This window comes from Streptomyces sp. 3330, assembly GCF_031456635.1.
GTDB lineage: Bacteria > Actinomycetota > Actinomycetes > Streptomycetales > Streptomycetaceae > Streptomyces.
Map to the genome: position 1 here is coordinate 23,029 of NZ_JAVDVA010000015.1, position 13,166 is coordinate 36,194.

General features: G+C 71.5%; 11 protein-coding genes. 9 read left to right on the forward strand and 2 right to left on the reverse strand.

The genetic code is table 11. The annotated features are described in order from the left end of the window. Positions 1-62: 62 nt before the first annotated feature. Both J2X68_RS24125 and J2X68_RS24130 read left to right on the forward strand, forming a co-directional pair. Positions 63-347 carry a YggT family protein gene (locus J2X68_RS24125; protein WP_020129925.1) on the forward strand — a complete coding sequence of 95 codons (285 nt, stop codon included), beginning with the start codon at positions 63-65 and terminating at the stop codon, positions 345-347. 52 nt (positions 348-399) lie between these two features. Beyond that, on the forward strand, positions 400-1,662 hold the full coding sequence (locus J2X68_RS24130) for a DivIVA domain-containing protein (protein ID WP_310434649.1): 1,263 nt from the start codon (positions 400-402) through the stop codon (positions 1,660-1,662). Between the two features lie 216 nt (positions 1,663-1,878). Here the strand turns inward: J2X68_RS24130 and ileS are convergent, their stop codons facing one another. Next, a complete protein-coding gene (gene ileS, locus J2X68_RS24135) occupies positions 1,879-5,025 on the reverse strand; it encodes an isoleucine--tRNA ligase (RefSeq protein ID WP_310434650.1) in 3,147 nt (1,048 codons plus the stop codon). A 612-nt stretch (positions 5,026-5,637) separates the two neighbouring features. Between ileS and J2X68_RS24140 the strand changes: the two genes are divergently transcribed. From J2X68_RS24140 to J2X68_RS24165, 6 genes are all read left to right on the forward strand, one after another. Beyond that, positions 5,638-6,753 (forward strand): TraR/DksA family transcriptional regulator, encoded by a 1,116-nt coding sequence (locus tag J2X68_RS24140; protein WP_310434651.1) that lies wholly within the window; start codon positions 5,638-5,640, stop codon positions 6,751-6,753. A gap of 67 nt (positions 6,754-6,820) precedes the next feature. Beyond that, a complete protein-coding gene (gene lspA, locus J2X68_RS24145) occupies positions 6,821-7,417 on the forward strand; it encodes a signal peptidase II (RefSeq protein WP_310434652.1) in 597 nt (198 codons plus the stop codon). Between the two features lie 62 nt (positions 7,418-7,479). Further along, the gene (locus J2X68_RS24150) at positions 7,480-8,424 is read left to right on the forward strand and encodes an RluA family pseudouridine synthase (RefSeq protein WP_310434653.1); all 945 of its coding nucleotides are present in this window, start codon (positions 7,480-7,482) and stop codon (positions 8,422-8,424) included. Beyond that, positions 8,421-8,894 carry a GNAT family N-acetyltransferase gene (locus tag J2X68_RS24155; protein WP_310434654.1) on the forward strand — a complete coding sequence of 158 codons (474 nt, stop codon included), beginning with the start codon at positions 8,421-8,423 and terminating at the stop codon, positions 8,892-8,894. Before J2X68_RS24150 ends, J2X68_RS24155 begins: the two co-directional genes overlap by 4 nt. A gap of 65 nt (positions 8,895-8,959) precedes the next feature. Beyond that, entirely contained in the window at positions 8,960-10,546 is a 1,587-nt protein-coding gene (locus J2X68_RS24160) for a Na+/H+ antiporter (RefSeq protein ID WP_310434655.1), read from the forward strand. A gap of 91 nt (positions 10,547-10,637) precedes the next feature. Continuing rightward, positions 10,638-11,378, forward strand: a complete 741-nt coding sequence (locus J2X68_RS24165; RefSeq protein ID WP_310434656.1) for an SDR family oxidoreductase — start codon at positions 10,638-10,640, stop codon at positions 11,376-11,378. 3 nt (positions 11,379-11,381) lie between these two features. On the opposite strand, the gene J2X68_RS24170 is transcribed toward J2X68_RS24165, so the two are convergent. After that, positions 11,382-12,494: a mechanosensitive ion channel domain-containing protein gene (locus J2X68_RS24170; RefSeq protein ID WP_310434657.1), complete on the reverse strand. Its 1,113-nt coding sequence runs from the start codon at positions 12,492-12,494 to the stop codon at positions 11,382-11,384. Between the two features lie 98 nt (positions 12,495-12,592). Between J2X68_RS24170 and J2X68_RS24175 the strand changes: the two genes are divergently transcribed. Continuing rightward, on the forward strand, positions 12,593-13,162 hold the full coding sequence (locus tag J2X68_RS24175; protein WP_310434658.1) for a dienelactone hydrolase family protein: 570 nt from the start codon (positions 12,593-12,595) through the stop codon (positions 13,160-13,162). Positions 13,163-13,166 lie beyond the last annotated feature (4 nt).

Below are 13,166 nucleotides of genomic sequence, written 5' to 3' on the forward strand. Positions count from 1 at the left end.
GACACAAGGCCGGGAACAGCAGTACAGAGAAGCACGGAACAGGGGAGAGGGAAGCACCGAACATGAGCGTGGTCCTGGATGTCGTCTACATCGCGCTGATGGTCTTCCTCATCGTGCTCATCTTCCGGTTGGTCATGGACTACGTCTTCCAGTTCGCCCGCTCATGGCAGCCCGGCAAGGCGATGGTGGTCGTTCTGGAGGCCACCTACACTGTCACCGATCCACCGCTCAAGCTTCTGCGGCGGGTCATCCCGCCGTTGCGTCTCGGGGGCGTGGCGCTCGACCTGTCCTTCTTCGTACTGATGATCATCGTCTACATCCTGATCTCGATCGTGAGCCGGCTGTGAGCGATGTGAACTACCGTCTTGCCGATGCCGACGACTACGTTGAGGTGAAGAGATGCCGTTGACCCCCGAGGACGTGCGGAACAAGCAGTTCACGACCGTCCGCCTCCGAGAAGGCTATGACGAGGACGAGGTCGATGCCTTCCTCGACGAGGTCGAAGCCGAACTGACCCGCCTGCTTCGTGAGAACGAGGACCTGCGGGCCAAACTGGCCGCGGCCACGCGCGCTGCTGCCCAGAACCAGCAGAACATGCGCAAGCCGCCCGAACAGGACCAGCAGCAGGGTGGCATGCCCCAGCAGGGCGGCATGCAGCAGGGCGGTATGCAGCAGCAGGGCATGCCCCAGCAGGGGATGCCTCCGCAGGGCATGCCGCAGCAGGGCATGCGAGGCCCGGGCGCTCCGGTGCCCGCCGGCATATCGGGCCCGCCGCAGCAGCAGATGGGTGGCCCCATGGGTGGCCCGCCCCAGCTGCCGAGCGGTGCGCCGCAGCTGCCCGCCGGTCCCGGCGGTGGCCAGGGTGGTCCGCAGGGCCAGGGCCCCATGGGTCAGGGTCCGATGGGCCAGAACCCCATGGGTCAGGGTCCGATGGGCCAGGGCCCGATGGGTCAGGGTCCGATGGGCCAGGGCCCGATGGGCGGCCAGAACCCGATGCAGCAGCAGATGGGTGGCCCGATGGGCGGCCCCATGGGCGGTCCGATGGGCGGCCCCGGTCAGGGCCCCGGTGGCGACAGCGCCGCCCGTGTCCTCTCGCTGGCCCAGCAGACCGCCGACCAGGCGATCGCCGAGGCCCGTTCCGAGGCCAACAAGATCGTGGGTGAGGCGCGTTCGCGTGCCGAGGGTCTGGAGCGGGACGCCCGTGCCAAGGCCGACGCCCTGGAGCGGGACGCGCAGGAGAAGCACCGCGTCGCGATGGGCTCCCTGGAGTCCGCCCGCGCCACGCTGGAGCGCAAGGTCGAGGACCTGCGCGGCTTCGAGCGCGAGTACCGCACGCGTCTGAAGTCCTACCTCGAGTCCCAGCTGCGTCAGCTGGAGACCCAGGCCGACGACTCGCTCGCTCCGCCGCGCACTCCGGCCACGGCATCGCTGCCGCCGTCCCCGGCGCCTTCCATGGCCCCGGCCGGCGCGGGTGCCCCGTCCTACGGCGGCAACCCGGGCATGGGCGCTCCCAGCCCGGCCGCTCCGTCCTACGGCGGGCAGCAGCAGATGTCCCCGGCGATGACCCAGCCGATGGCTCCGGTGCGGCCGCAGGGCCCGTCGCCGATGGGTCAGGCTCCCTCGCCGATGCGTGGCTTCCTCATCGACGAGGACGACAACTGACGGCCTGTAGTACGCCTTAGGCGTCGGCAGCGTTCAAAGGGCGGGACCCCGGATCACCATCCGGGGTCCCGCCCTTTTTACGCGTGTTGACGGCGATCATGCAGGCGACTTGCCCCGCCGGGCCGCCGTGCGTGCGCCGTGTCCGCCGTGCGGCCGTACGCCGGAATGCGAAGGGCCCGGCCCCCCTCGGGGGGAGCCGGGCCCGCGCACGGGTGCCTACGCCTTGCGCAGGCGGAACGTCAGCGTCAGGCCCTCGTCCGTGAACGGGGCGCCGTAGGTGTCGTCCGCCTCGCCCTGGGCGAAGTCCGTGGCGAGGACCTCGTCGGCGATGAGGCCGGAGTGCCCGGTCAGGGCGTCGGCGGTCGCCGGGTCGGTCGCGGTCCAGCGGAGCGCGATGCGGTCCGCGACGTCGAGGCCGCTGTTCTTGCGGGCCTCCTGGATCAGCCGGATCGCGTCCCGGGCGAGGCCCGCGCGGCGCAGCTCCTCGGTGATCTCCAGGTCGAGGGCGACCGTGGCGCCGGAGTCGGAGGCGACCGACCAGCCCTCGCGCGGGGTCTCGGTGATGATGACCTCGTCGGGGGCCAGGGTGATCGTCTCGCCGTCGACCTCCACCGCGGCCGTGCCCTCGCGCAGGGCGAGGGAGAGCGCAGCCGCGTCGGCGTTCGCGACGGCCTTGGCCACGTCCTGCACCCGCTTGCCGAACCGCTTGCCCAGGGCGCGGAAGTTGGCCTTGGCGGTCGTGTCGACCAGGCTGCCGCCGACCTCGGAGAGGGACGCCAGCGACTCGACGTTGAGCTCCTCCGTGATCTGCCCGTGCAGTTCGCGGTCGAGGGCGTCGAAGCCGCTCGCGGCGATCAGGGCGCGCTTGAGGGGCTGGCGGGTCTTCACGCCCGACTCCGCGCGCGTGGCGCGGCCCAGCTCCACCAGGCGGCGGACCAGGAGCATCTGCTTCGACAGCTCCGGGTCGATCGCGGAGAGGTCGGCCTCCGGCCAGGCGGCCAGGTGCACGGAGTCCGGGGCGTCCGGGGTGACCGGCACCACGAGGTCCTGCCAGACCCGCTCGGTGATGAACGGCGTCAGCGGGGCCATCAGCTTGGTGACGGTCTCGACGACCTCGTGCAGGGTGCGCAGCGCGGCCTTGTCGCCCTGCCAGAAGCGGCGACGGGAGCGCCGGACGTACCAGTTGGACAGGTCGTCGACGAACGCGGAGAGCAGCTTGCCGGCGCGCTGGGTGTCGTACGCCTCCAGAGCCTGCGTCACCTGGTCGGTGAGCGCGTGGAGTTCGGACAGCAGCCAGCGGTCCAGGACCGGACGGTCGGCCGGGGCCGGGTCGGCCGCGCTCGGCGCCCAGCCGGACGTACGGGCGTACAGGGCCTGGAAGGCGACCGTGTTCCAGTACGTCAGGAGCGTCTTGCGGACGACCTCCTGGATGGTGTTGTGGCCCACGCGGCGGGCCGCCCACGGGGAGCCGCCGGCCGCCATGAACCAGCGGACCGCGTCGGCGCCGTGCTGGTCCATCAGCGGGATCGGCTGCAGGATGTTGCCCAGGTGCTTGGACATCTTGCGGCCGTCCTCGGCGAGGATGTGGCCCAGGCAGACGACGTTCTCGTACGACGACTTGTCGAAGACCAGCGTGCCGACGGCCATCAGCGTGTAGAACCAGCCGCGGGTCTGGTCGATGGCCTCGCTGATGAACTGCGCCGGGTAGCGGGACTCGAAGAGGTCCTTGTTCTTGTACGGGTAGCCCCACTGCGCGAACGGCATCGAACCCGAGTCGTACCAGGCGTCGATGACCTCCGGCACGCGCTTGGCCGTCCGCCCGCAGCCGTCCTGGGGGCAGGGGAAGGTGACCGCGTCGATGTACGGGCGGTGCGGGTCCAGCCCGGACTGGTCGGTGCCGGTCAGCTCGGTGAGCTCCGCGCGCGAGCCGGCGACGGTGAGGTGGTCTTCCTCGCAGCGCCAGATCGGCAGCGGGGTGCCCCAGTAGCGGTTGCGGGAGAGCGCCCAGTCGATGTTGTTGTTCAGCCAGTCGCCGTAGCGGCCGTGCTTGACCGTGTCCGGGAACCAGTTGGTCTTCTCGTTCTCCTGGAGGAGGCGGTCCTTGACGGCGGTGGTGCGGATGTACCAGGACGGCTGCGCGTAGTAGAGGAGCGCGGTGTGGCAGCGCCAGCAGTGCGGGTAGCTGTGCTCGTACGGGATGTGCCGGAAGAGGAGGCCGCGCTGCTGGAGGTCCTCGGTCAGCTTTTCGTCCGCCTTCTTGAAGAAGACGCCGCCGACCATCGGGACGGACTCCTCGAAGGTGCCGTCCGGGCGCACCGGGTTGACGACGGGCAGGCCGTAGGAGCGGCAGACCTTGAGGTCGTCCTCGCCGAAGGCGGGGGACTGGTGGACCAGACCGGTGCCGTCCTCGGTGGTGACGTACTCGGCGTTCACCACGTAGTGGGCGGGTTCCGGGAACTCCACGAGCTCGAACGGACGTTGATAGGTCCAGCGCTCCATTTCGGCGCCGGTGAAGGTCTGGCCGGTGGTCTCCCAGCCCTCGCCGAGCGCCTTGGCGACCAGCGGTTCGGCGACGACGAGCTTCTCCTCGCCGTCGGTCGCCACGACGTAGGAGACCTCGGGGTGCGCGGCCACGGCCGTGTTGGAGACCAGCGTCCAGGGCGTCGTCGTCCAGACGAGCAGGGCGGCCTCGCCCGCGAGCGGACCGGAGGTGAGCGGGAAACGGACGTACACGGACGGGTCGACGACCGTCTCGTAGCCCTGGGCCAGCTCGTGGTCGGACAGACCCGTGCCGCAGCGGGGACACCAGGGGGCGACGCGGTGGTCCTGGACCAGCAGGCCCTTGTCGAAGATCTCCTTCAGCGACCACCAGACCGACTCGATGTACTCGGGGTCCATCGTGACGTAGGCGTCGTCGAGGTCGACCCAGTAGCCCATGCGGGTCGTGAGCTCGGAGAACGCGTCGGTGTGGCGGAGCACGGACTCGCGGCACTTGTCGTTGAAGGCGGCGATGCCGTACGCCTCGATGTCCTGCTTGCCGGAGAAGCCGAGCTCCTTCTCGACCGCCAGCTCCACCGGGAGGCCGTGGCAGTCCCAGCCGGCCTTGCGGGCCACGTGGTAGCCGCGCATGGTGCGGAAGCGCGGGAAGACGTCCTTGAAGACGCGCGCCTCGATGTGATGGGCGCCCGGCATCCCGTTGGCGGTGGGCGGGCCTTCGTAGAACACCCACTCGGGGCGGCCCTCGGACTGCTCCAGGCTCTTGGCGAAGATCTTCTGCTCGCGCCAGAAGTCGAGCACCGCGTGCTCGAGGGCGGGCAGGTCGACCTGGGCGGGCACCTGGCGGTACTGCGGCTGCGTATTCAACGAGCTTCCTCCGGCGGACATACTGCCTTCCGTCGGAGGGACGAGAGCCGACTTGCCTGTCTACGCCATGTGCGGCGCGCTCCCGCGGTACCACCCTCCTTGGCCCTCCGGTGCGCTCTGTGCGCCGGTGAGCCCCCTCATTGGGGTCGCGATGCCGGTTCTACTGGCCCCCGCCTGTCGGCTGCGGCTTTCTTCCGGCGGCTCCGGGGTGATCTTCACGTCGCGCTCGCCCCCGGGCTTCCACCGTCCCCGGGTCGCTCTGGGCTGCGTACGCCGCTACTCGTCCCCATCCACACTTTTCGCTCCGCCCAGTGTACGGCTCCCCGACGACAGCGGCCGACGGGTTTTCGGGGGTGCGGGGCCCGGTCGACAGCGTGGCCCGGAATGACCCTAATGGTCGCTTTATGTGATGGTATGGGCGTTCGGATTCCGGGATGCCCGGCTCGGCGGATTACCCGGCGGGGAGCTGGGCACAACGGATGCAGGCTTGCCGCGTGGCGTGCGCGAGGCGGGCGAATCGGGCGGTGCGCCCCGTTGCCGCGGGCTCCAAGTCGATTTATCGTCCCAGCACGATTCGCGTGCAAGATCACAATATGTGAAGGGGCCGCGGCCATGGTGGCGAAGAAGACCGCCGTACAGCAGTCGGCGTCCGGCAGCTCCACGAGTGCCTCGGGTGCTTCCGGGAGCGCGGCCAAGGACCTCGGGGCCGTGAAGACGGTGCGGTCCGCGACGGCCGGGGCGCCGGGGAAGAGGGCGGCCGGGAAGGCCGCCGCCGCGAAGGCGGCGGCCCGAAGACCTGAGGAGGGGGAAGCGGCCGAGGCCGGGGCGACCGGGCCCGTCGAGAGGGACGGACCGGCCGGGAAGACGCCGGCCGCCAAGAGGAGCACCGCGAGGAGCGCGGTGAAGAAGGCGGCCCCGGAGGCGGCGGGTGCCCCGGACGCGGTCGCGACGAAGGCGGTCACCGAGAAGCCGGTCACCGAGAAGGCCGCGGCCGGGAAGACGGTCACCAAGAAGGCCGCGGCCAAGAAACCGGCCGCCAGGAAGACGGCCGCCAAGAAGGCCGCGGCGAGGAAGGCGGCCCCGGCGAGGACGACCGCGAAGGACGCGGCTGCCGGGAAGGTCACCGCCGGCGAGGGGGCGGGCGAGAAGATCGCCGGCGCCGAAGGCGTGACCGGGACGAGCGCGGGCAGGAAGAGCACGGCCAAGAAGGTGGGCGCGGCCTCGGCCGCGGAGCAGACGGGAGCCACGACTGTGGTTGCGAAGAAGACTCCGGGTACGGCCACGGCGGCGAAGACCGCTGTCCCCAAGGCGCGACTCGCGGCGGTGGAGCCCGGCGAACTCGCCGTGCGCCCCGGTGAGGAGCCGTGGACGCCGCAGGAGGTCGAGGAGGCCCGTGCGGAGCTCCAGTCCGAGCAGGGGCGGCTGCGCGCGGAGCTGGCCTCGTCCGAGGCGGCCCTGACGGGGCTGATGCGGGACTCGGGCGACGGCGCGGGCGACGACCAGGCGGACACCGGGACGAAGAACATCACACGTGAGCACGAGCTGGCGCTGGCCGCCAACGCGCGCGAGATGCTGATCCAGACCGAGCACGCCCTGGAGCGGCTGGACGCCGGCACCTACGGCCTGTGCGAGAACTGCGGCCAGGCCATCGGCAAGGCCCGGATGCAGGCCTTCCCGAGGGCCACCCTGTGCGTCGAGTGCAAGCAGAAGCAGGAGCGCCGGTACTGATCACCTGGCTGTCGGGGGGTGTGCCGTACCCTCGTCCTCAGTCAGGTACCTAGGTTGAGGGACTCACGTGGCAGAGGCGGAGCGCGTCATCGGTACGCCGGACATCCCAGAGGCGGGATCCGAGCCGGAGCAGTCGTCCGGCCCGGACGGGCAGGAGAGCACCGGGGCGCGGTCCCGGGGCAAGCGCCGGATCGCCGTGCTCTTCACCGTCGCCACGGTCGCGTACGTGATCGACCTGGTGAGCAAGATGATCGTGGTCGCCAAGCTGGAGCACCACGCGCCGATCGAGATCGTCGGGGACTGGCTGAGGTTCGAGGCCATCCGCAACGCCGGCGCGGCCTTCGGCTTCGGTGAGGCCTTCACCATCATCTTCACGGTGATCGCGGCGGCCGTGATCGTGGTGATCGCCCGGCTCGCCCGCAAGCTCTACAGCCTGCCCTGGGCGATCGCCCTGGGGCTGCTGCTGGGCGGCGCGCTGGGCAACCTCACCGACCGGATCTTCCGCGCGCCGGGCGTCTTCGAGGGCGCGGTCGTGGACTTCATCGCCCCGAAGCACTTCGCGGTGTTCAACCTCGCCGACTCGGCCATCGTCTGCGGCGGCATCCTGATCGTCCTGCTGTCCTTCAAGGGCCTGGACCCGGACGGCACCGTCCACAAGGACTGACCGACCGGCGGTTGTCCACAGGGCCGTACGGCGGTACCGGAGCCGTCCGGCATACTCGACGGGTGAGCACGATTCCCGAGACCCGCACCCTGCCCGTGCCGGACGGCCTGGAGGGCGAGCGCGTAGACGCCGCCATCTCCCGCATGTTCGGCTTCTCCCGTACGAAGGCCGCCGAGCTGGCTGCGGCGGGGAAGGTCACGGTCGACGGCTCGGTGGTCGGCAAATCCGAGCGGGTGATCGGCGGGGCCTGGCTGGAGGTCGAGATGCCGCAGGCGCCGGCGCCGGTGCAGATCGTCGCCGAGCCGGTCGAGGGCATGGAGATCGTGCACGACGACGACGACGTGGTCGTGATCGTCAAGCCGGTCGGCGTGGCCGCGCACCCGTCGCCCGGCTGGAGCGGGACGACCGTCATCGGCGGTCTCGCGGCCGCCGGGTACCGCATCTCCACCTCCGGCGCCGCGGAACGCCAGGGCATCGTGCACCGGCTCGACGTCGGCACCTCGGGGCTCATGGTGGTCGCCAAGTCGGAGCGCGCGTACACGTCGCTCAAGCGCCAGTTCAAGGAGCGCACGGTCGACAAGCGCTACCACACGCTCGTCCAGGGCCACCCCGACCCGACCAGCGGCACCATCGACGCGCCCATCGGCCGGCACCCGCACCACGACTACAAGTGGGCGGTCACGGCCGAGGGCAAGCCGTCCGTCACGCACTACGACCTGATCGAGGCCTTCCGCGCGGCCTCCCTGCTGGACGTGAAGCTGGAGACGGGCCGTACCCACCAGATCCGCGTCCACATGGCCGCCCACCGCCACCCCTGCGTCGGCGACCTGACGTACGGCGCCGACCCCACGCTGTCCAAGCGGCTGGGCCTGACCCGGCAGTGGCTGCACGCGGTGCGGCTGGGCTTCGAGCACCCCGGGGACGGCGAGTGGGCGGAGTTCTCCAGCGACTACCCCGAGGACCTGGCCAAGGCTCTGGAGCAGGTCCGCGAGGAGACCTACGGATGAGCGGGCCGCTCGGCTACGCGGTGCGGACCGCCGAGGACCCCGCCGACCGCGAGGCGTGCTTCGCGGTCCGCAAGGAGGTCTTCGTCGGCGAGCAGGGCGTGCCCGAGGACCTGGAGTACGACGCGCACGACGCCGACGCCGTCCATGTGCTGGCGGTCCGGGAGGACGGACTGCCGCTCGGCACCGGACGGCTCCTGTACGGCGAGGCGGCCGCCGCCAGGACCGGCGGCGACCCGTCGGTGGGCTCGCTGGGGCGGCTCGCCGTGACCCGGGAGGCGCGCGGACTGGGCGTCGGGGTCGCGCTGGTGCGGGCCGTCGAGGAGGCGGCACGCGCGCGCGGGCTCGCGGCCGTGGACCTGCACGCGCAGACGCAGGCGCTGGGGTTCTACGAGCGGCTGGGATACGCGGCGTACGGGCCGGAGGACATGGAGGCGGGGATTCCGCACCGGTCCATGCGGCGTTCCCTGTAGCGGAGGGTGGTCGTGCGACGCTGGAGGTCTGGATGTTCTTGATCGTCTAGACCGGAGCGCTGACCGTGGACCAGCTGGCCCTGTTGTTCGTCCTGTTGCTCGGGGCCGTGGTGAGCGTCCCGGTCGGGGACCGGTTCGGGTTGCCGGCGCCGGTGCTCATGACCCTGCTGGGGATCGTCCTCGCGGTGCTCGAGTTCGTGCCCAACGTGGACATCCCGCCGGACCTGATCCTGCCCCTGCTGCTGCCGCCCCTGCTGTACGCGGCGGTACGGCGGACCTCGTGGCGGCAGTTCGCGGCGAACGTGCGGCCGATCTTCCTGCTGGCCGTGGCGCTGGTGTTCGTCACGACGGTGTGCGTGGCGGCCGTGGCCCACGCGATCGTGCCGGGGCTGCCGATCGCCGCGGCCGTGGCGCTGGGCGCGCTGGTCGCGCCGCCCGACCCGGTGGCCGCCACCGCCGTGGCCGGACAGCTCGGGCTGCCCCGCCGGCTGGTGTCCATCCTCGAGGGCGAGGGACTGTTCAACGACGTCACGGCCATCGTGCTCTACCACGTCGCGATCGCCGCGGCCGTGAGCGGGTCGTTCTCGCCGTGGCAGGCCGGTCTCGACCTGGTGCTGTCCGCGGTGGTGGCGTTGGCGGTGGGCGTCGGGCTCGGCTGGGGCGCGAACAGGCTGCTGGACGTCCTCGGGGACACGACGTTGCAGATCGGGCTGACGCTCCTGGTGCCGTACGCCTCGTACGTGCTGGCGGAGGAGTTCCACGGGTCCGGGGTGCTGGCCGTCCTGACGACCGCCCTGTTCCTCTCCGAGTACGCCACCGACCCCGACGACGTGCTGACCCGGCTGGCCGGGCACACCTTCTGGGACATCATCGACACCCTGGTCACGGGCGTCGCGTTCGGGCTGATCGGCCTGGAGCTGCACAACGCGATCCGGACGGCGTCCGGGCGGTGGGGGGAGATGCTGGGCTGGGCGGCGGTGATCGTGGCCGTGGTCGTCGTCGTACGGCTGCTGTGGCTGCTGCCGGCGACCTGGCTGACACAGCGGCTGCACGCCAGACAGGACCACCTCGAGGACATCCCGACGAACTGGCGGGAGACCCTCGTCATGTGGTGGGCCGGGATGCGCGGGGTGGCCTCGGTGGCGCTGGCGCTGGCCGTGCCGCTGAAGACCGACGACGGCGGGCCCTTCCCCGACCGGGACGAGATCATCTTCATCGCGTTCGGCGTGATCATGGCGACGCTGGTCCTCCAGGGACTGACCCTGCCGTGGCTGGTGAAGCGCCTCGACGTGCGGTCGGACGCCGACCGGGAGAAGGAGTTCGAGAAGGAGCTCGCGGTGCGCGCCGCGAAGGCGGCGAAGCAGCGGCTGCGGGAGATCGAGGCCGAGGAGGACCTGCCGGAGGAACTGTCCGAGCAGATGCTGCGCCGGGCCTTCGACATCGGGCTGCGGATCAGCCCGGACGTCGGGGAGGACGAACGGCGCGAGGGCCACGACCATCGGGTGCGCAGGCTGAAGCGGGTGCGGCGGATCCAGGCGGAGATGCTCAGCGCGGCCCGGCACGAGGTGGTCGCGGCGCGCAGCGAGCCGGGCGCCGATCCGGAGATCGTGGACCGCGTCCTGCGGCACCTGGACGTGCGCAGCCTCAAGTGAGGCGACCGGGCCCGCCCTCGGCCGCGGCCCGTTCCGTGGCGGTCGTGTGAACCGCCACGTCCGCGGCCCGCACTCCTCGTACGCTCGGACCATGGCACGCAACGTGGTGATCAGTGGAGGCGGAACGGGAATCGGGCTCGCCGCGGCGCGGGTCTTCGCCGCGGACGGGGACCGGGTGCTGCTGCTCGGACGGCGGGCGGAGGTGCTGGAGAAGGCCGGGGTGGCCGGAGCCCTCACCTACGCCGCGGATCTGAGCGAGCCGGAGCAGGTGCGGGGCGTCGCCCGGTTCGTCGAGGCGGAGTTCGGCACCGTGGACGTGCTGGTCCACAGCGCCGGGGGCGCCGGGCACCTGGAACCGCCGGGGGAGAGCGCCGATCCGCTGGACCGCGTCGCGCACCACTGGACCGTCAACTTCCGCAGCAACACCCTCAGCGCCGCCCTGCTCACCGAGGCCCTGAAGGACCGGCTCGCCTCGCCGGGCGGGCGGGTGCTGTTCATCAGCTCGATCGCCGCCTACCGGGGCTCCGGCAGCGGGGCCTACGGCGGCGCCAAGGCCGCGCTGCACCCGTATGCGCGCGATCTCGCCCGGGAGCTGGGGCCCCGGGGCGTCACCGTGAACGTCGTCGCCCCCGGGTATGTCGAGGACACCGGGTTCTTCGGGGACGCCATCGACCCCGCGCGGCGCGAGCGGCTCGTCGGCGAGACCTTCACCGGACGTGCCGGGACGCCCGGGGACATCGCCGCCACACTGCACTGGCTGGCTTCCCCGGGCGCCGGTCACGTCACGTCGCAGGTCGTCCAGGTCAACGGCGGCGCGGAGCGCGGGAACTGACGGTCAGCGGCCGGCCCGCGGCGGCTCGTGGACGCGTCGGGCCGCGCCGTCGGGCGAGGTGGACTGGCCGGGCAGGCGGCCCGGGGGCAGCGCCGCGTCCGCCGTGTTGACCCTCGGGAGCGCGTACGGGTGCTCCCGCGACAGCCAGCGGATCATCTCCTCGCGGACCCTGACCCGCACCGTCCAGATGTCGTCGGCGTCCTTCGCCGTGACCAGGGCCCGCACCTGCATGGTGTTGGGCGTGGTGTCGGTGACGTCGAGCCCGCAGGCGCGGCCGTCCCAGGCCGGGCACTCGCGCAGGATGTCGCGCAGCTTCTCGCGCATCGCCTCCACCGGCGCCGCGTGGTCGACGTGCCAGTAGACGATGCCGGTCATCTCCGGGGTGCCGCGGGACCAGTTCTCGAAGGGCTTCGAGGTGAAGTACGAGACCGGCATCGTGATCCGGCGCTCGTCCCAGGTCCGCACGGTCAGGAAGGTCAGAGTGATCTCCTCGACCGTGCCCCACTCGCCGTCCACCACGACCGTGTCGCCGATGCGCACCATGTCGCCGAACGCGATCTGGAAGCCGGCGAACATGTTGCTCAGCGTCGACTGGGCGGCCACACCGGCGACGATGCCGAGGATCCCGGCCGAGGCCAGCAGGGAGGCTCCCGCCGCGCGCATGGCCGGGAACGTCAGCAGCATCGAGGCCGCCGCGACGACTCCGACGACGGCCGCCACCACCCGCATGATCAGCGACACCTGGGTCCGCACCCGCCGGACCCGGGCCGCGTCACGGTGCACGCGCGCGTAGCGCGAGTAGGACGTTTCGACGATCGCCGCCGCGATCCTGATCACCAGCCAGGCCGCCGAGCCGATCAGCACCAGGGTGAGGAACTGGCCGATGCCGGTCCGGTGGTCCTCCAGCAACCGGGCGGCGTCGTACGAGCCTCTCAGCAGCGCCGCGCAGAGCACGAGCTGATAGGGGATGCGGCCACGGCGCAGCAGACCCCACAGCGGGGTCTCCGGGTGGCGCAGGTCGGCCTTGGACAGCAGGCGGTCGGTGGCCCAGCCGATGAGGACTGTCAGCACGACCGAGCCGCCGACCACGATCACGGGGCGGAGCAGGTTCTCCATGCCTTCGAACGTAACCGGGTCGGAGGGGTCCTGAACATGCGGTTTCTGTGAGGAGACGCACGCACGGGGTTGTCGGTGCAGGCTGGCACCATGGGCACATGAACATCATGCTCTTTCACTCGACCTACGGTCCGCGGCCCGCGGTGGGCGCCGCGGCGGACCGGCTGCGCGCCGCCGGGCACGAGGTGTGGACCCCGGACCTCTTCGAGGGCCGCACCTTCGACACGGTCGAGGAGGGCATGGCGTACAACGAGGAGATCGGCAAGGACGAGCTGCTGAAGAGGGCCGTCCTGGCCGCGGCGCCCTACTCGGAGCGCGGGCTGGTGTACGCGGGGTTCTCGCTCGGCGCGTCGATCGCCCAGACCCTCGCCCTGGGCGACGCGCGGGCGCGCGGCCTGCTCCTCCTGCACGGCACCTCGGACCTCGCGCCGAACGTCTCGGTGGACGGCCTGCCGGTGCAGCTGCATGTCGCGGAGCCGGACCAGTTCGAGACCGACGACTGGCTGAGCGCGTGGTACCTCCAGATGGGCAGAGCGGGCGCCGACGTGGAGGTCTACCGGTACGCGGGAGCCGGACACCTGTACACCGACCCCGATCTGCCCGACTACGACGAGGAGGCGGCCGAGGCCACCTGGCGGGTGGCGCTCGGCTTCCTCGATTCGCTCTAGACGG